The following is a 17,147-nucleotide window of genomic DNA, read 5'->3' as shown; positions in this document are numbered from 1 at the left end:
TTTCATGAACATTTCCCGCCTCGGTGAAGCACCGGACTACCGCTTCTCACTGGCTAACGAACGCACGTTCTTAGCGTGGATCCGCACCGCCCTGGGCTTTCTGGCCGCAGGCGTCGGCCTTGATCAGCTCGCCCCCGATTTTGCCACCCCGTTGATTCGCGAAGTGCTGGCCCTGCTACTGTGCCTGATTGCCGGCGTGCTGGCGATTTATGGCTATCTGCGCTGGCTGAGAAATGAAAAGGCGATGCGTCTGAAGCAGGATCTCCCCTACACGCGCGGCTTGCTCATTATCAGTACGATTTTGCTGATGGTTGCGGGCGTAGTGATGTTACTGGTGCTGTATGCCGGATAGCCGCAAAGCGCGGCGGGAAGCGGACCCCGGCCTTCAGCCAGAGCGAACCTCGCTGGCCTGGCTGCGCACGCTGCTGGGGTATGGCGCGCTGATCGCTCTTGCCATTAAGCACAACTGGCACCGCACGGGGGCGCCATTCTGGATCTCCATTGTTGTGCTGGCGCTGGTAGCCATCATTTTATGGCGCTACACCCGCAGCCGTAACCTGATGGACGTGTCGCAGAACGACTTTGCGCAGCCGAAAGCGGTGCGGGATAAGTTCCTCATCGCCCTGGCCGTGCTGTCGTTGTCACTGCTGTTTGCGGTAACCCACATTCAACAAATTTTGCACCTGTAGGCCGGGTAAGGCGCAGCCGCCACCCGGCATAATTACTTCCCTTTCGCTAAATATTTCGCCATCTCGTCTTCCGGCACCATGCCGCCGCCGGTCGCCCACACCAGGTGGGTAACGTTCTCATCGGCATCGACGCGCAGCGGCCCGGCCATCCCCGCCAGCGCCGACGGCTCCAGGCGAATCCTTTCCTCCTGCGCCAGCCAGCCGAGCATGTCGTACATGCTTTGATCGGAGAGGGTATAGAACCCGTCGAGCAGGCGCTCCATCGCGCGGCCCACGAAGCCGGAGGCACGTCCTACCGCCAGTCCGTCCGCCGCCGTCACGTTATCAATACCCAGGTCCTGCACGGCGATTTCATCGTGCAGCCCGGTATAAACGCCCAGCAGCATGCACGGTGAGTGCGTTGGCTCCGCAAAGAAGCAGTGGACGTTATCGCCAAAGGCCAGCTTCAGGCCAAAAGCCACGCCGCCGGGGCCGCCGCCGACGCCGCACGGCAGATAGACGTACAGAGGATGATCGGCATCCACCACGCGGCCCTGTTCGATAAACTGCGCCTTCAGGCGCTCGCCAGCAACCGCATAGCCCAGGAACAGCGTGCGTGAATTCTCATCGTCAATAAAGAAGCAGTTCGGATCGCTTTCCGCCGCTTTGCGTCCCTGCTCCACCGCCACGCCGTAATCCTGCTCATATTCAACGACGATCACGCCGTGGCTGCGCAGTTTGGCTTTCTTCCACTCGCGGGCGTCGGCGGACATATGCACGGTCACCTTAAAGCCAATGCGTGCGCTCATAATGCCGATGGACATCCCCAGGTTGCCGGTTGAGCCCACCGCGATGCTGTACTGGCTGAAGAAGTCCTTAAAGCGCGGCTCCAGCAGAACGCTGTAGTCGTCTTCAACGCTCAGCAACCCGGCTTCCAGCGCCAGTTTCTCCGCATGGGTCAGCACCTCATAGATGCCGCCGCGCGCTTTGATCGAGCCGGAAATCGGCAGATGGCTGTCTTTTTTCAGCAGCAGCGTGCCTGTAACAGGCTTCGCAGATTCTTTCTCCAGCCGCGCCTGCATCGCCGGGATCGCGACCAGGTCGGATTCGATAATCCCGCCCGCTGCCGCCGTTTCCGGGAACGCTTTCGCCAGATACGGCGCGAAGCGTTTCAGGCGCGCGTGCGCGTCGTCTACGTCGGCTTTCGTCAGCCCGACATACGGCAATCCTTCCGCCAGCGTCGTGGTGCGAGGGTTAAGCCAGGTGGTTTCTTTCAGGGCAATCAGATCCTCAACCAGAGGAAACTGTGCGGTTAAAGTAGTGATAGTTGCGTTTTCCATAATACGTCTCTTCGCGCTCAGATAATGAAAGAAAGCAGGAATGTGCCGCCAAGTGCAAGCACCGAGGCGATAAACGTCGCCGTCGTATAGTATTTGAAGGTCTCATTCAGGGTCGCGCCGCAGTACTGCTTCACCAGCCAGAAGAGAGAGTCGGTCACGATCGTGCAGCCAATAGCGCCGGACCCGATGGCAATGGTGATGATCTCCGGGCTTACGTTCGGGTAGAGCGGCAGCATCGGCGCCACTATCGCCGTGGCACCCATCATCGCTACCGTTGCCGAACCCACGGCGGCGTGCAGCACCAGTGCCACCAGCCAGGCGAGAAGGATAGGGTGCATATGCAGGTTCGAGAGAATATGCGCCAGCGTCTCCGCCAGACCACTGATTTTAAGGATGGCGTTGAACGCCCCGCCCGCACCGATAATCAGCAAAATGTTGGCGATAGAGCCAAAGCCGTGCTCCGTATGGATCAGCATTGCGCCCATGCCCATGTGCTGGCGGATCCCCAGCAGGTAGTAGGCGACAAACACGGCGATAAACATCGCGGTGATGGGGTTGCCGATAAACTCCAGCAGGGTATACAGCGAGCCTTCTTTTGCCATGTTCAGCTCGGCAATGGTTTTCACCAGCATCAGGGCAATCGGCAGCAGCACGGTGAACAGCGTGGCGCCCAGCGATGGCAGCGTGTGTTCTTCCCGCACCTTCAGGTCTGAAAATTCCGCCGGAACCGGCTTATAGGGCAGACGATCGCCGAGCAGCTTCAGGAACAGCGGGCCGCCAACCAGAGACGCCATCAGGCCCACCATCAGACCGTAGACAATCACCGTCCCGACGTCCGCCCCTAATTTATTGGTGACAAACAGCGCGGCCGGATGCGGAGGCACCACGCAGTGCACTGCCATTAGTGCGGTACAGAGCGGAATGGCCAGCTTGAGCAGCGACGTGTTGGTCTTTTTGGCGATGGAAAACGCCAGCGGGATCAGCAGTACCACGCCCACTTCAACAAACAGCGTAATGCCGCAGATCAGGCCGACCAGGACCATAATCACGTCCGCCGACAGCCAGCGGCAGCGCTGCAACGTAATCCCGATGCGCTCTGCCGCGCCGGAGACTTCCATCATTTTGCCGAGAATAGTGCCAAGACCGATAACCGCCGCCAGGAAGCCCAGCGTACCGCCAATCCCGCTCTCAATGGCGTTAACCATATCCAGCGGGCTCATCCCCATCATCGCGCCAACGAAAAAGCTTGCCAGCAGCAGCGCGAGGAACGGGTGAAACTTCAGTTTTACGATGGTTAAAACAATCAACACGATGCTGACAAGCAGCGTTGCCACAACCCAGACCTGAGATCCCATATCTCACCTCACCCTTATGTCATCTGGGGATATTGGACGAAAAAACGGCTTGGGCTGACAAACGATATAAATTGGCGTTCAGATGAGCCAGATTGGATCAACTGAGTGACTGGATTCTAAAAAGCGCACTTATTTTGCCGTTGGTTCACATAAATTCATTCTTGAGCGGTATGCTGAACGCAGAAATTACGTGTGGGAATTGTGATGACCGATGCGAATGAAGGCAGAAACCGGCTGTTAAACGGCTGGCAACTGTCGAAAATGTACACCTTTGAAGTGGCCGCCCGGCATGAGTCCTTCGCCCTGGCGGCGGCGGAGCTGTCGCTCAGCCCCAGCGCGGTGAGCCACCGCATTAACCTGCTGGAAGAGGAGCTGGGCATTCAGCTGTTTGTCCGCTCACACCGTAAAGTGGAGCTGACGCAGGAAGGCAAGCGCGTTTACTGGACGCTGAAATCGTCCCTCGACACCCTGAATCAGGAGATCCTGGACATTAAAAACCAGGCGCTGTCAGGTACGCTAACGGTGTACTCCCGGCCGTCGATCGCCCAGTGCTGGCTGGTGCCGATGCTGGGGGATTTTACCCGCCGCTACCCGTCGATTTCACTTACTATTCTGACTGGTAATGATTACGTCAACATGCAGCGAACCGGCATCGATCTGGCGCTCTATTTCGACGATACGCCGCCAAACCACCTTTCTCATCACTTTTTGATGGATGAAGAGATTTTGCCCGTCTGCTCGCCGGCGTATGCCCGGGAGCATGAACTGCTGAAAAACCCCCATAACCTCAGCCACTGCACGTTACTGCACGACCGTCAGGCCTGGAGCAATGATTCCGGTACGGATGAGTGGCTGAGCTGGGCGCAGCATTACGCGGTGAATATGCCGTTATCATCGGGTATTGGCTTCGATCGTTCTGATTTAGCCATTATCGCGGCCATGAGTAATGTCGGGGTGGCGATGGGGAGAAAGCGGCTGGTGCAAAAACGTCTCGAACGGGGGGAGTTGATCGCACCCTTTGATGGGGAAACCCTCAAGTGCCATCAGCATTATTACGTCTCAACGCTTCCCGGCCGTCAGTGGCCGAAAATTGACGCCTTTATCGGCTGGCTAAGAGAGCTGGCGGGTTGAAGAATTATTACGCTTTCGCTCTACACCAAATGTGAAAAAGCGTGCTAAATACAGGTAATGCTTTTGATTTTTCCAGGGTAAACCGTGTTAAAGCCTTTTATTGCCACTGCGATCTTACTCTCTTCCGGCTGGGCGACTGCCGCTGAGCCGCCGCTGACGGCTGCCCGTTATGCGCAGCAGCTGGGCGTCGGGATGGATGTGGACTGGGCACGCACCGAGCGCGGTATCCGCGAATTCGACCCGCTGGTGGTCCGTGATTTTCAGGCGAAAGGCATACACCATGTCCGTATTCGGGTGGCGGGCGAACCGACGGAAGCGCGGCTGATTCACCTGCGTAAGCTGGTGGAGGCCTGCGAGCAATACGGCGTCATCCCCATCATCGCTTATCAGGCCGATGAATATAAAAACGACCCGAAAGCGGATACCGAAAAAGAGGTGATTAACTGGTGGATTGCCGTGGCGCACTATTTTGGTCAGCGCTCGCCGTTGCTGGGCTTTGACCTGATCTACGAACCGGCGGACAAGCTCAACCACAACGTTGCTTCGCTCAACCGGGTGTATGAGAAAGCGATCAAAGACATTCACGCCATTGATGCCAGCCGCATGATTTTTATCGCCCCTCGTCTGCGCGCCGCGCCGGAGGATTTATCCAGCCTGAAGCTACCCGCGCACAGCCAGAATTACCTGCTGGCGGAGTGGCATATTTTCCCCTGGGGTCCGCTGAAAACGAACGGTAAATACCCGTGGACGTCCGGAACTGCGGCTGAGAAAGCGGCTATCCGTAACCGAATCAACGCCGCGCTGCACTGGCAACAAAAAACCGGGCATGTGAGCTGGGTTGGCGGCTGGGGGGTGGGCGAATCGAAAAGCCTGACGCCAACCGCCTCGCAGATGGCGTTTGCCACGTTTATGGCGTGCGAGATGCAACATGCCAACATCCCGTATGCGATAAACGCCGATGTTCAGTTTTATGACGGGGAAGAGGGGGCGTGGCGGCCTGCCCCAGAGCGGCTATTGCAGGCGATGATTGCGCCCGTCTGTGAAAAGCCCGGCGAGAAGCCGGGCCATCATGCGGTTAAACCGGCTGTTCGTGATGCGAGACACGCGACGCCAGCGGCAGCCAGCACAGCAAAATCAGCAGCCCCATCAGGGTCATCAGCAAGCCTAAACTCGCCTGCCCGGTCTGCGGCATCATAGCCGAAAGCCAGGCCAGCGCGCCGGAACCGATGTTCTGCAAACCGCCCACCAGCGCGCCTGCCGTGCCTGCGAGGAACGGGAACGGCTCCATCGCGCCGCTGGTGGCGAGGGGAAACAGCATGCCCGCGCCGAAGAAGAACAGCGCTGCCGGGATGAGCAACGTCCAGACCGACATCACGTCAAACAGCCCCGGGATCCACATCATCAGCCCGGCCAGCAGACAGCTGATCACCGACTGCCACATCAGGGTGGAGAAACGCTTGTTCGGACGTCCGGCGAACCATGCGCCGAAGAACGCCGCCGGGATCGGCAGAATAAACAGAATACTCACCACCATACTGCTCAGGCCAAGGCCCGCGCCCAGCAGCACGCCGGAACAGGCTTCAAACACCGCAATGCCCGCCAGGCCGCCGATTAGCATCAACAGATAACAGGTAAAGGACCCATTACCGAACAGCGTTTTGTAGCTGGCGATGAGCTTCGTGCGCGGCGCGTCTTTTGGGCGGGTTTCCGGCATCCAGCGCCCCATGCTGAAGGTGACAATAATGCACAGCACCAGCAGGAAGGCATAACAGGCGCGCCAGGACCAGACGGTGTCCAGCAGACCCCCAATCAGCGGGGCCAGCAGCGGGCTGACCAGAATACCCATATTTAACAGACTGTTGGCGTGGCGAAGCTGTGTGCCCTGGTACATATCACGCGGCAGGGTACGCGCCATAACCCCGCCGACGCCGGTGCCCACACCCTGAAGGGCGCTGGTGGCAATCAGGACGGTCAGGCTGTGAGTGGTAATGGCGATCATCGTCGCTACCATGAAAATGCTCATGCCCACCAGAATGACCGGACGACGCCCGACGCGATCGGACAGGGGACCATAAACCAGCTGTGAAACGCCATAGGTTAGCAGATAGGCTGCCATCACGCTCTGGACTGCACCTTCGCGGACGCTTAGATCTTTTGCCATATCGGCAATCGCCGGAATGTAGATGGTTTGCGCCATCTGCCCGACGGCCACCAGTAACACCAGCATCAACAATAAGTTCACGTTCCGTTGCTTTTTCATGTCGCTGAATACTTTTGCCAAAAGAGATAAATGAAGAATAAGTAACTATGCATTCCCATAAATGCGCGAGGAATCTACCACAGAGAGATGACAATTTAAGCATTACTGTGATGAATGACAGAAGACGTGAAGGCAGGATTTGTAAACAAGATCGGCAACTAATGTTGCCAGCGAATTACGCCAGGCGCAGCAGGATCGCACCGGCAGCAATACCCAGTGCCGCCGCGATGCGCAGGCCGGCAACCTTCTCTTTTAAAAGCACAAATGCGATTAATGCGCCGAAGAGAATAGAGGTTTCACGCATTGCGGCGACCACAGCCAGCGGTGCCTGGGTCATCGCCCAGAGTGCCAGACCGTAAGATCCCATCGTCCCGACGCCGCCGAGCAGCCCTTTTTTCCAGTGCAGGCGCAGGTAGCTGGACGCTTCGCGACGCCGCGCCACCATTGCCCAGCTCAGCAGACAGAAACCGTTCATGAAGAAGGTCCAGAGCGTGTAGCCCAGCGCAGTGTCCGAGAGTCGCACACCGGTGCCGTCCACCAGGGTATACCCGGCGATAAAACAGGCGTTCAGCAGCGCCAGCCAGATCCCCTTGCGTGACTGCATGCGGCCGTTCATCGCCATCGCCAGAATCGACAGACAAATGACCCCGATGCCGGACCACGCAAGCCAGGAGAGATGATCCCCGAGCACCATTACGCTGATCAGCGCCACCAGCAGAGGGGCCGTCCCGCGCATAAGGGGGTAGGTCTGGCTCATGTCGGAGACCTGATAAGTTTTTGCCACCAGTACCGTATACACCACCTGTAACGCACAGGAGACGAACAAATATGGCCAGCTTGCGGCAGTTGGCTGAGGAGAGAAGGGCAGTAAAATCAGGGCAATAAGCGCGGCTGAACCGCTGACGCCGATCGCCGAGTAGAGTTTATCCGTTCCGGCTTTAACGATGGCGTTCCAGCTGGCATGCAGCAGTGCGGCGAACAGTAAAATGCAGAAAACGGTGATGGTCATGGCGTATCGGTTGGTGAAATGTCATCCAACTGTAACATTCACCCGTCGATGCTGCCAGCCGCTTACACTGCGCAAAAAAGGCGGTGCGTCACCCGGGGTTCGTCTGACACCAGCCTGAAGCCCGCCCGATGGTAAAATCCGTACGCGGTTTCCGGCGCATGGGTATTAAGAAAATCAAACCAGATGCTGGCATCCGCCATCACCACGGTCAAAAGTTGTTTGCCAATGCCCTGTCCACGGCACTTTTCGCTGACGTAGAGATGACGAATACGTCCGGCGCGCGGCTGCTGGCTGAACGGATCGCGGTTGAGGCCGCACACGCCCACCAGCCTGCCGTTAAGAAACGCCCCCAGCAGCTTTTCACCCGGCGCGTTAAAGCGATTCTCACCGCGCTGCCAGTTCTCTTCCAGCCTGCGCAGCATATTGAAATTCAACGCGATACTCTCGGCCTTCAGGGCGATATAGCCCGGTTCATCAGGCGTAACAGGCTCAATTAACAGACGCGACATAGCATTCCCTCGTTATTAAAGAGGGGCGGTTGCCCGCCCCTCTCAGGTGCGACTTGAACCTGAATCACTTAACGTATTTCAGGACAGCATCAAGCAGTTGCAATACAGCAACAATGAGTTTGAGGACAAGTATGACCATATCCACGACGCTCATACGCGTCTCCTTTTGGTTAAAAGGAGCACGATGCTGGCGTACCTTTCCGCCGCCTGTGGCCAGCACCTGGATTGACGTAACACAGTGTGCTCACTTCAGGGGTTAAGGCACTGACGGCACCACCCGTTTCAGCCAGGACTTCGTTGCGCCGGTAAACTGCGGCCCCCTCGCTCACTGCGAACACCCTCAGTATAGATAAATACTGTATGCATGAACAGTATTTTATGGACAAATTTTGGAAGGCGATCCATACTCAAAAACGTCAAAATCCGTGCCGGAATTGCGCGTTCGTCTTCGATCGCGTATACTTTTCGCGTTGACGTAACACAGTGTGTTCTGCGGCAACCAACCGCAAAACCCTGATAAAAACCTCGCTTAGGCGGGGTTTTTTGTTTTCTGACGAAGTGAAAATAGTACCCTTCGTTGACTTATTGGCAACAGGTGTTATCGTTGCCATAATGGCAATGGACGCGGCAGGCAAGCAGGATGCATTTAATCTCAATGAAGGCAATTTTGGATGCGGTAAGCCAGTTCCCGCAACACAGAGAAGAGCTTCTCTTTTTAGGACGAGTTATTGAAAAGAGCCACTGCCCGACGCCCGCTGCACTGAGAAAACTTTTCCCAACGCTGGATAACTTCAAGTATCTTGATAAGCATTATGTTATTGATATTGCAAATAACAATCTCAGAGTAGTGGCTCTCATCTTCTTTGAAAGCCAAAAGTTTTATGTGCGCCATGTTTTTACTCATAAGGAATATGACCGTTTTACGGAGAAACATCGCACTAAGGGGAAGAAATGATGATCGTCGCTGATGCAATGAAAGCTACGCACGCCCTTGTTGCGGCCGTTCCTTTACTGGGTGAACAGCCGAGCGAGAAAGATTATAAGGATGCGCTTGAGCTGGTTGAGTATCTCCTTATGAACGAGCCCAATAGCCCCTTGCTGGATATTGTGTGCGCCAGAATTAGCCGTTACGAAGCTAATCGGCCAGAGATAGTCGCATTACGCAAGGAGATGGAGTCTGTTCCTGTCGGAATTGCAGTTTTAAGAACATTGATGGATCAATACAATCTGACGATATCGGATTTTCAGGATGAAATTGGTAGTAAATCGATGGTTTCACGGGTTCTGAATGGTCAGAGACAGCTTACGCTGAACCATATTAAAAAGCTGGCGGCCAGATTTGGGGTATCACCTGCGTTATTTATTGAGTGAGTAAAAACCCTTTATTGAGTGTCACCACCCAACAAACGAAACGTGATCCCTGACGCATTTTTGCGCAGATGAAAATATTTCCATTGTCACATCCGAAAACCTGTGTTTGTATAAATTCAATCAATGATTCCAAACACAGGTCCCCAATGACTTCATCCATCTTCACTTCGACCCTACTAAAAACTGCGCAACCTGCCGCAGTGGTCGTCGTGCGTGTGGTGGTGGTCGTCGGCAATGCGCCGTAGGGACTGGATCAACACACGAATCCAAAACCCCGCCGGCGCAAACCGGGCGGGGTTTTTCGTTTAGGACCCCTCCCGGATACGCTAAGTAGTTCGGGTTGCAGGAAGGCGGCAAGTGAGCGAATCCCCAGGAGCGTACATAGGTACGTGACTGGGGTGAGGGAACGCAGCCAACGCATCTGCAACCTGAACTACGACGCGTAAAGCTGGCTCAGAAGAAAAGGACTGGAGCATGGCAAGTTCGGGCACAACATCCACCAAGACGCGTTTTACAGGCGCGCAGCTGATTGTTCATTTACTGGAACGACAGGGCATCACCACCGTTGCGGGCATCCCGGGTGGGACCGTGCTGCCGCTGTATGATGCGTTAAGCCAAAGCACACAGATCCGCCACGTGCTGGCGCGCCACGAGCAGGGCGCAGGCTTTATCGCCCAGGGCATGGCGCGTACCCAGGGTAAACCAGCGGTCTGTATGGCCTGTAGCGGGCCGGGCGCCACTAACCTGGTGACCGCCATCGCCGACGCGCGTCTCGACTCCATTCCGCTGATCTGCATTACCGGCCAGGTGCCGTCCTCGATGATCGGCACCGATGCGTTCCAGGAAGTCGATACCTACGGCATCTCTATCCCCATCACCAAACATAACTATTTAGTTCGCGATATCAGCGAGCTGCCTCAGGTTATCAGCGATGCGTTCCGCATCGCGCAGTCTGGCCGCCCGGGACCGGTGTGGATAGACATTCCTAAGGATGTCCAGACCGCAGAGATCGAGATCGACATTCTGCCGGAGCCGGGCGAGCGTGCCCCCGCGCCGGAGTTCAGCGCTGAGAGCGTGCGCGATGCGGCGGCAATGATCAACGCCGCCAAACGCCCGGTGCTGTATCTGGGCGGCGGGGCGATCAACGCCGCGGATGAAATCCGCCAGTTTGCGGAAAAAGCCAACCTGCCGACCACCATGACCCTGATGGCGCTGGGTATGCTGCCCAAAGCGCATCCATTGTCTTTAGGGATGCTGGGCATGCACGGCGCGCGCAGCACCAACTACATCCTGCAAGAGGCGGATTTGCTGATAGTTATGGGGGCGCGTTTTGATGACCGGGCGATTGGCAAAACCGAGCAGTTCTGCCCGAACGCCAAAATCATTCACGTGGATATCGACCGCGCCGAGCTGGGTAAAATCAAGCAGCCGCACGTGGCGATCCAGGGCGACGTGGCCGAGGTGCTGGCGCAGCTGATCCCGCAGACGGTGGCAACCGACCGCGCCGACTGGCGCCAGCTGGTGGCCGATCTGCAACGCGAGTTCCCGGGCGCTATCCCAACCGAGGGCGACCCGCTGAGCCACTATGGTCTTATCAACGCTGTTGCCGCCTGCGTGGATGACAGCGCGATTATCACCACCGACGTCGGCCAGCATCAGATGTGGACTGCCCAGGCGTATCCGCTGAACCGCCCGCGCCAGTGGCTGACCTCCGGCGGCCTTGGCACCATGGGCTTCGGCCTGCCCGCAGCGGTTGGCGCGGCGCTCGCCAACCCGGACCGTAAGGTGATCTGCTTCTCCGGTGACGGCAGCCTGATGATGAATATTCAGGAGATGGCGACGGCGGCCGAAAACCAGTTAGACGTCAAAATCATTCTGATGAACAACGAGGCGCTGGGTCTGGTACACCAGCAGCAGAGCCTGTTCTATAAGCAGGGCGTGTTTGCGGCGACCTATCCGGGGATGATCAACTTCATGCAGATTGCCGCTGGTTTTGGCCTGCACACCTGCGATCTGAACGCCGAAGAAGATGCCCACGCGGCGTTGCAGGATGCGATTTCTCGCCCTGGCCCGGCGTTGATCCACGTGCGTATCGACCCTGAACAAAAAGTGTATCCGATGGTGCCGCCGGGTGCGGCAAATACTGAGATGGTGGGAGAATAAGCCATGCAGAAACAACATGATAACGTCATTCTGGAACTCACCGTCCGCAACCACCCTGGCGTCATGACCCACGTCTGCGGGCTGTTTGCCCGCCGGGCATTTAACGTTGAAGGCATTCTCTGCCTGCCGATTCAGGGCAGCGAGCACAGCCGCATCTGGCTACTGGTCAACGACGACCAGCGTCTGGAGCAGATGATAGCGCAGATCGACAAGCTGGAAGACGTCACCAACGTGGCGCGCAACCAGTCCGATCCCACCATGTTTAACAAAATTGCGGTGTTTTTCGAGTAAATCGCTTAAGGTAAGCGTCTTTCGCTCTTGTAGGCCGGATAAGCGCAGCGTCATCCGGCTTTTTCAGACCGCAGGAACACACATGACCACCATCGCCCTTATCGACGACCACCTTATCGTCCGCTCCGGCTTTGCCCAGCTTCTCAACCTCGAACCGGATTTCCAGGTCGTGGCCGAGTTTGGCTCCGGTCGCGAGGCGCTGGCGGGCCTGCCGGGACGCGGGGTGCAGGTCTGTATCTGCGACATTTCGATGCCGGATCTCTCCGGGCTGGAGCTGTTAAGCCAGCTGCCGAAAGGAATGGCGACCATTATGCTCTCGGTCCACGACAGCCCGGCGCTGGTCGAGCAGGCGCTCAACGCGGGCGCACGCGGGTTCCTCTCAAAACGCTGTAGCCCGGATGAGCTGATCGCCGCCGTGCGCACCGTCTCCACCGGCGGCTGCTACCTGACGCCGGATATCGCCATCAAGCTGGCGGCGGGACGGCAGGATCCACTCACCCGGCGCGAGCGTCAGGTGGCAGAGAAACTTGCCCAGGGCATGTCGGTGAAAGAGATTGCCGTAGAGCTGGGATTGTCGCCAAAGACCGTTCACGTTCATCGCGCCAACCTGATGGAAAAACTCAACGTCAGTAACGATGTCGAGCTGGCGCGCCGTATGTTTGACAGCTGGCAATGAACTCCCTTTTTTCGCGGCTGATCGCCGTTGTCGCCAGCTTTTTTATCTTCTCCGCCGCGTGGTTCTGCCTGTGGAGTATCAGCCTGCATCTGGTGGAACGCCCGGAGCTGGCGGTGCTGCTGTTCCCCTTTGGCCTGCGTCTGGGGCTGATGCTGCAATGCCCGCGCGGCTACTGGCCGGTGCTGCTGGGCGCAGAGTGGCTGATGCTGATATGGCTGGCGCAGGAAGTGGCGCTGGCGCATCTGCCGTTATTGATGACCGGAAGCCTGCTCACGCTTATCCCGGTCGCCCTCATTTCCCGCTATCGTCACCAGCGCGACTGGCGCACGCTGCTGCGTCAGGGGGCGGCGCTAATTGCCGCCGCGCTGTTGCAGTCTCTGCCGTGGGTGGGTGAAAAAGAGGTGCTTAACGCCCTGCTGCTGACCCTTACCGGCGGCCTGACGCTGGCCCCGACCTGCCTTGTGATCTGGCATTATCTTACAAGCACTGTCTGGCAGCCGCTCGGCCCGGCGCTGGTCTCCCAGCCGGTGAACTGGCGCGCCCGGCATCTCATCTGGTATCTGCTGCTGTTTGTGGTGAGCCTGTGGCTCCAGCTTGGTCTCCCCGCTGAATTATCACGCTTCACGCCGTTTTGTCTGGCGCTGCCGATCATCGCCCTTGCCTGGCACTACGGCTGGCAGGGCGCATTGATCGCCACGCTGATGAACGCCATCGCGCTGATTGCCAGCCAGACCTGGCACGATCATCCGGTAGATTTACTGCTTTCCCTGCTGGCCCAGAGCCTGACCGGGCTGCTGCTCGGCGCGGGCATACAGCGCCTGCGCGAGCTGAACCAGTCCCTGCAAAACGAGCTGGCGCGCAACCGCCGTCTGGCGGAGCGTCTGCTTGAGACGGAAGAGAGCGTGCGGCAAGAGGTTGCCCGCGAGCTGCACGACGACATCGGCCAGACCATCACCGCCATCCGTACCCAGGCGGGCATTGTTCAGCGCCTGGCGGCAGAAAACGCGGGCGTGAAGCAGGGCGGGGCGCATATCGAACAGCTTTCGCTGGGCGTCTATGATTCCGTTCGTCGCCTGTTAGGGCGGCTGCGCCCGCGCCAGCTTGACGATCTCTCCCTGGAGCAGGCGGTACGCTCTCTGATGCGCGAGATGGAGCTGGAAAGCCGCGGCATTGTCAGCCATCTCGACTGGCGAATTAACGAATCTGCGCTGAGCGAAGGCCAGCGCGTAACCCTGTTCCGCGTCTGTCAGGAGGGGCTGAACAATATCGTCAAACATGCCAGTGCCAGCGCGGTCACGATCCAGGGCTGGCAGCAGGACGAGCGCCTGATGCTGGTGATTGAAGACGACGGCTGCGGCCTGCCGCCGGGCTCCGGCCAGCAGGGCTTTGGCCTGGCGGGCATGCGCGAGCGCGTAAAGGCGCTTGGCGGCACGCTGAGCCTCTCCTGCACCCACGGGACGCGCGTCAGCGTCAGTTTGCCGTTAAGGACGCATCATGTTTAAAACCCCCGCCAGCGCCGCCCCGCTAAGCAACAAAGCGGAAATCGACTCCCGCTACCGCTACTGGCGTCGCCATATCCTGATTACCATCTGGCTCGGCTACGCGCTGTTCTACTTTACCCGCAAAAGCTTCAACGCCGCCGCGCCGGAGATCCTCGCGAGCGGCGTGATGACCCGCACCGATATCGGCCTGCTGGCGACGCTGTTTTACATCACCTACGGCCTGTCGAAGTTCTTCTCCGGCATCGTCAGCGATCGCTCCAACGCGCGTTATTTTATGGGCGTCGGGCTGATCGCCACCGGCGTGGTGAATATTCTGTTTGGCTTCTCCACCTCGCTCTGGGCCTTCGCCCTGCTGTGGGCGCTGAACGCCTTTTTCCAGGGCTGGGGCGCGCCGGTCTGCGCCCGCCTGCTGACCGCCTGGTACTCACGCAACGAGCGTGGCGGCTGGTGGGCGATATGGAACACCGCGCATAACGTCGGCGGGGCGCTGATCCCGATGGTGGTGGGTGCCGCGGCGCTGCACTACGGCTGGCGCGCGGGGATGATGATTGCCGGTGGCCTGGCGATTATTGCCGGGCTGTTCCTCTGCTGGCGCCTGCGCGACAGGCCGCAAACCGTCGGCCTTCCACCGGTGGGCGACTGGCGGCACGACGAGATGGAGATCGCCCAGCAGCAGGAGGGGGCCGGGCTGTCCCGCCAGGAGATCCTCACCAAATACGTGCTGAAAAACCCCTACATCTGGCTGCTGTCGCTCTGCTACGTGCTGGTCTACGTGGTGCGCGCGGCCATCAACGACTGGGGCAATCTGTACATGTCCGAGACGCTCGGCGTGGATCTGGTGACCGCCAACTCGGCGGTGACCATGTTTGAACTGGGCGGGTTTATCGGCGCGCTGGTGGCGGGCTGGGGCTCGGACAAGCTGTTCAACGGCAACCGCGGCCCGATGAACCTGATTTTTGCCGCCGGGATCTTGCTCTCCGTCGGCTCACTATGGTTGATGCCGTTCGCCAGCTACGTGATGCAGGCGGCGTGCTTCTTCACCATCGGATTTTTCGTCTTTGGCCCGCAGATGCTGATCGGCATGGCGGCGGCGGAGTGTTCCCACAAAGAGGCGGCCGGCGCGGCGACGGGCTTTGTCGGGCTGTTTGCCTATCTTGGCGCATCGCTCTCCGGCTGGCCGCTGGCGCGGGTGATCGACATCTGGCACTGGAGCGGGTTCTTCGCGGTGATCGCCATCGCGGCGGGCATCTCCGCCCTGCTTTTACTGCCGTTTTTGCACGCGCAGGCGCCGCGCGAAGCGTGACGCGCCTCACCTTTTGCTGCCGAGACGCGCAAAACTAAGAAATTTTCCCGGTTTCACCTGGACGCTGTCTCAGGCATCTCTCCTGGCTGGTTTTTACAATGCTGCAAAAATCAGCTCAGGAGTAAACCAACCATGCTGGCCTTCTTAAACCAGGTGCGCAAGCCGACCCTGGATCTGCCGCTCGACGTGCGGCGCAAGATGTGGTTCAAACCGTTCATGCAGTCCTATCTGGTGGTCTTCATCGGCTACCTGACCATGTATCTGATCCGCAAAAACTTTAACATCGCGCAGAACGACATGATCTCGACCTACGGGCTGAGCATGACGCAGCTGGGGATGATTGGCCTGGGCTTCTCCATCACCTACGGCGTGGGGAAAACCGTTGTCTCGTACTATGCAGACGGCAAAAACACCAAGCAATTCCTGCCGTTTATGCTGATCCTCTCCGCCATCTGTATGCTCGGCTTCAGCGCCAGCATGGGCGCGGGGTCCGTCAGCCTGTTCCTGATGATCGCCTTCTACGCCCTGAGCGGTTTCTTCCAGAGTACCGGCGGGTCGTGCAGCTACTCCACCATTACCAAATGGACCCCGCGCCGCAAGCGTGGTTCCTACCTCGGCATGTGGAACATCTCCCACAACCTCGGCGGGGCGGGCGCGGCTGGCGTAGCGCTGTTCGGCGCAAACTACCTGTTCGACGGCCATGTGATCGGCATGTTTATCTTCCCGTCGATTATCGCCCTGATCGTCGGCTTTATCGGCCTTCGCTACGGCAGCGACTCCCCGGAATCGTACGGCCTCGGCAAAGCCGAAGAGCTGTTCGGCGAGGAGATCAGCGAAGAGGACAAAGAGACCGAAGAGAACGAGATGACCAAATGGCAGATCTTTGTTGAGTACGTGCTGAAAAACAAAGTGATTTGGCTGCTCTGCTTCTCAAACATCTTCCTCTACGTGGTGCGTATCGGCATTGACCAGTGGTCAACCGTGTATGCTTTCCAGGAGCTGAAGCTTTCTAAAGAGGTGGCGATTCAGGGCTTCACCCTGTTCGAAGTGGGCGCGCTGGTCGGCACGCTGCTGTGGGGCTGGCTCTCCGACCTCGCCAACGGCCGTCGCGCGCTGGTGGCCTGCATCGCGCTGGCGCTGATTATCGCCACGCTCGGCGTTTACCAGCACGCCAGCAACCAGTACGTTTATCTGGCGTCCCTGTTCGCGCTCGGCTTCCTGGTGTTTGGCCCTCAGCTGCTGATTGGCGTGGCGGCCGTAGGGTTCGTGCCGAAAAAAGCGATCGGCGCCGCCGATGGGATTAAAGGCACCTTCGCCTACCTGATCGGCGACAGCTTCGCCAAGCTTGGCCTGGGGATGATCGCCGACGGTACGCCAATTTTCGGCCTCACCGGCTGGGCGGGAACCTTCGCGGCGCTGGATGCGGCAGCGATCGGCTGTATCGTCCTGATGGCGATGGTAGCGGTGCTGGAAGAACGTAAAATTCGCCGTGAGAATCGTGCGCAGAAATTAAAAGTAGCCTGAGTGTGCAGGTAACTTCTTTGCCCGGTGTGTGATGCCGGGCTTTTT

The 17,147-nt window shown here is 58.2% G+C and carries 18 protein-coding genes and 1 pseudogene; 13 read left to right on the top strand and 6 right to left on the bottom strand.

The annotated features are described in order from the left end of the window. Positions 1-4: 4 nt before the first annotated feature. Entirely contained in the window at positions 5-352 is a 348-nt protein-coding gene (locus SK47_RS01270; RefSeq protein ID WP_003861080.1) for a YidH family protein, read from the top strand. Beyond that, entirely contained in the window at positions 342-689 is a 348-nt protein-coding gene (locus SK47_RS01265; protein WP_022650092.1) for a DUF202 domain-containing protein, read from the top strand. Before SK47_RS01270 ends, SK47_RS01265 begins: the two co-directional genes overlap by 11 nt. Before the next feature lie 32 nt (positions 690-721). Here SK47_RS01265 and dsdA read toward each other — a convergent pair whose 3' ends face one another. Both dsdA and dsdX read right to left on the bottom strand, forming a co-directional pair. Then, on the bottom strand, positions 722-2,008 hold the full coding sequence (gene dsdA / locus SK47_RS01260) for a D-serine ammonia-lyase (protein ID WP_048243366.1): 1,287 nt from the start codon (positions 2,006-2,008) through the stop codon (positions 722-724). 17 nt (positions 2,009-2,025) lie between these two features. Then, the gene (gene dsdX / locus SK47_RS01255) at positions 2,026-3,363 is read right to left on the bottom strand and encodes a D-serine transporter DsdX (RefSeq protein WP_032660886.1); all 1,338 of its coding nucleotides are present in this window, start codon (positions 3,361-3,363) and stop codon (positions 2,026-2,028) included. Positions 3,364-3,567: 204 nt separating this feature from the next. Here dsdX and dsdC point away from each other — a divergent pair, with 204 nt between their 5' ends. Next, positions 3,568-4,494: a DNA-binding transcriptional regulator DsdC gene (gene dsdC / locus SK47_RS01250; RefSeq protein ID WP_048241919.1), complete on the top strand. Its 927-nt coding sequence runs from the start codon at positions 3,568-3,570 to the stop codon at positions 4,492-4,494. 84 nt (positions 4,495-4,578) lie between these two features. Next, positions 4,579-5,664, top strand: a pseudogene (locus tag SK47_RS22790) (cellulase family glycosylhydrolase); the annotation flags it as partial. Here SK47_RS22790 and emrD read toward each other — a convergent pair. From emrD to tisB, 4 genes are all read right to left on the bottom strand, one after another. Further along, positions 5,570-6,754 (bottom strand): multidrug efflux MFS transporter EmrD, encoded by a 1,185-nt coding sequence (gene emrD, locus SK47_RS01245; RefSeq protein ID WP_048245027.1) that lies wholly within the window; start codon positions 6,752-6,754, stop codon positions 5,570-5,572. The pseudogene SK47_RS22790 and the gene emrD overlap by 95 nt on opposite strands. 175 nt (positions 6,755-6,929) lie before the next feature. Beyond that, positions 6,930-7,763, bottom strand: coding sequence for a DMT family transporter (locus tag SK47_RS01240; RefSeq protein WP_048243364.1), 834 nt, complete (start codon positions 7,761-7,763; stop codon positions 6,930-6,932). Between the two features lie 62 nt (positions 7,764-7,825). Continuing rightward, the gene (locus tag SK47_RS01235) at positions 7,826-8,272 is read right to left on the bottom strand and encodes a GNAT family N-acetyltransferase (protein WP_003861064.1); all 447 of its coding nucleotides are present in this window, start codon (positions 8,270-8,272) and stop codon (positions 7,826-7,828) included. Between the two features lie 64 nt (positions 8,273-8,336). Beyond that, positions 8,337-8,426, bottom strand: a complete 90-nt coding sequence (gene tisB, locus SK47_RS22785) for a type I toxin-antitoxin system toxin TisB (protein ID WP_022646551.1) — start codon at positions 8,424-8,426, stop codon at positions 8,337-8,339. Between the two features lie 486 nt (positions 8,427-8,912). Between tisB and SK47_RS01225 the strand changes: the two genes are divergently transcribed. The 9 genes from SK47_RS01225 (at position 8,913) to uhpT (ending at position 17,102) form a co-directional block, all read left to right on the top strand. Beyond that, on the top strand, positions 8,913-9,227 hold the full coding sequence (locus SK47_RS01225) for a type II toxin-antitoxin system HigB family toxin (RefSeq protein WP_023302825.1): 315 nt from the start codon (positions 8,913-8,915) through the stop codon (positions 9,225-9,227). Further along, positions 9,224-9,643 carry a helix-turn-helix domain-containing protein gene (locus SK47_RS01220; protein WP_156172551.1) on the top strand — a complete coding sequence of 140 codons (420 nt, stop codon included), beginning with the start codon at positions 9,224-9,226 and terminating at the stop codon, positions 9,641-9,643. Before SK47_RS01225 ends, SK47_RS01220 begins: the two co-directional genes overlap by 4 nt. A gap of 146 nt (positions 9,644-9,789) precedes the next feature. Then, positions 9,790-9,888 (top strand): ilvB operon leader peptide IvbL, encoded by a 99-nt coding sequence (ivbL, locus tag SK47_RS23810; protein ID WP_057979964.1) that lies wholly within the window; start codon positions 9,790-9,792, stop codon positions 9,886-9,888. A 229-nt stretch (positions 9,889-10,117) separates the two neighbouring features. Then, entirely contained in the window at positions 10,118-11,806 is a 1,689-nt protein-coding gene (gene ilvB / locus SK47_RS01215; RefSeq protein WP_003861056.1) for an acetolactate synthase large subunit, read from the top strand. A 3-nt stretch (positions 11,807-11,809) separates the two neighbouring features. After that, positions 11,810-12,097: an acetolactate synthase small subunit gene (gene ilvN / locus SK47_RS01210; protein WP_003861055.1), complete on the top strand. Its 288-nt coding sequence runs from the start codon at positions 11,810-11,812 to the stop codon at positions 12,095-12,097. Positions 12,098-12,179: 82 nt separating this feature from the next. After that, positions 12,180-12,773, top strand: a complete 594-nt coding sequence (uhpA, locus tag SK47_RS01205; protein WP_003861054.1) for a transcriptional regulator UhpA — start codon at positions 12,180-12,182, stop codon at positions 12,771-12,773. Then, positions 12,770-14,275 carry a signal transduction histidine-protein kinase/phosphatase UhpB gene (uhpB, locus tag SK47_RS01200; protein ID WP_003861052.1) on the top strand — a complete coding sequence of 502 codons (1,506 nt, stop codon included), beginning with the start codon at positions 12,770-12,772 and terminating at the stop codon, positions 14,273-14,275. Before uhpA ends, uhpB begins: the two co-directional genes overlap by 4 nt. Beyond that, positions 14,268-15,578, top strand: coding sequence for an MFS transporter (locus tag SK47_RS01195; RefSeq protein WP_045342659.1), 1,311 nt, complete (start codon positions 14,268-14,270; stop codon positions 15,576-15,578). Before uhpB ends, SK47_RS01195 begins: the two co-directional genes overlap by 8 nt. A gap of 132 nt (positions 15,579-15,710) precedes the next feature. Then, positions 15,711-17,102, top strand: coding sequence for a hexose-6-phosphate:phosphate antiporter (gene uhpT / locus SK47_RS01190; RefSeq protein ID WP_023315092.1), 1,392 nt, complete (start codon positions 15,711-15,713; stop codon positions 17,100-17,102). Positions 17,103-17,147: the final 45 nt, after the last annotated feature.

The sequence above is a fragment of the Enterobacter sp. BWH52 genome (assembly GCF_001037565.1).
GTDB classification, from domain to species: Bacteria; Pseudomonadota; Gammaproteobacteria; order Enterobacterales; family Enterobacteriaceae; genus Enterobacter; species Enterobacter hormaechei_C.
Note: the sequence above shows the minus strand (reverse complement) of the source record. Positions and strands in the feature narration are given on the sequence as shown.

Excerpts from the sequence above, each read along its gene's own strand:
- ilvB (WP_003861056.1), top strand. The coding sequence starts at position 10,118 with ATGGCAAGTTCGGGCACAACATCCACCAAGACGCGTTTTACAGGCGCG.
- dsdA (WP_048243366.1), bottom strand. The coding sequence starts at position 2,008 with ATGGAAAACGCAACTATCACTACTTTAACCGCACAGTTTCCTCTGGTT.
- uhpA (WP_003861054.1), top strand. The coding sequence starts at position 12,180 with ATGACCACCATCGCCCTTATCGACGACCACCTTATCGTCCGCTCCGGC.
- SK47_RS01265 (WP_022650092.1), top strand. The coding sequence starts at position 342 with ATGCCGGATAGCCGCAAAGCGCGGCGGGAAGCGGACCCCGGCCTTCAG.
- uhpT (WP_023315092.1), top strand. The coding sequence starts at position 15,711 with ATGCTGGCCTTCTTAAACCAGGTGCGCAAGCCGACCCTGGATCTGCCG.
- SK47_RS01235 (WP_003861064.1), bottom strand. The coding sequence starts at position 8,272 with ATGTCGCGTCTGTTAATTGAGCCTGTTACGCCTGATGAACCGGGCTAT.
- SK47_RS01270 (WP_003861080.1), top strand. The coding sequence starts at position 5 with ATGAACATTTCCCGCCTCGGTGAAGCACCGGACTACCGCTTCTCACTG.
- ivbL (WP_057979964.1), top strand. The coding sequence starts at position 9,790 with ATGACTTCATCCATCTTCACTTCGACCCTACTAAAAACTGCGCAACCT.
- SK47_RS01195 (WP_045342659.1), top strand. The coding sequence starts at position 14,268 with ATGTTTAAAACCCCCGCCAGCGCCGCCCCGCTAAGCAACAAAGCGGAA.
- SK47_RS01220 (WP_156172551.1), top strand. The coding sequence starts at position 9,224 with ATGATGATCGTCGCTGATGCAATGAAAGCTACGCACGCCCTTGTTGCG.
- SK47_RS01225 (WP_023302825.1), top strand. The coding sequence starts at position 8,913 with ATGCATTTAATCTCAATGAAGGCAATTTTGGATGCGGTAAGCCAGTTC.
- emrD (WP_048245027.1), bottom strand. The coding sequence starts at position 6,754 with ATGAAAAAGCAACGGAACGTGAACTTATTGTTGATGCTGGTGTTACTG.
- dsdC (WP_048241919.1), top strand. The coding sequence starts at position 3,568 with ATGACCGATGCGAATGAAGGCAGAAACCGGCTGTTAAACGGCTGGCAA.
- SK47_RS01240 (WP_048243364.1), bottom strand. The coding sequence starts at position 7,763 with ATGACCATCACCGTTTTCTGCATTTTACTGTTCGCCGCACTGCTGCAT.
- ilvN (WP_003861055.1), top strand. The coding sequence starts at position 11,810 with ATGCAGAAACAACATGATAACGTCATTCTGGAACTCACCGTCCGCAAC.
- uhpB (WP_003861052.1), top strand. The coding sequence starts at position 12,770 with ATGAACTCCCTTTTTTCGCGGCTGATCGCCGTTGTCGCCAGCTTTTTT.
- tisB (WP_022646551.1), bottom strand. The coding sequence starts at position 8,426 with ATGAGCGTCGTGGATATGGTCATACTTGTCCTCAAACTCATTGTTGCT.
- dsdX (WP_032660886.1), bottom strand. The coding sequence starts at position 3,363 with ATGGGATCTCAGGTCTGGGTTGTGGCAACGCTGCTTGTCAGCATCGTG.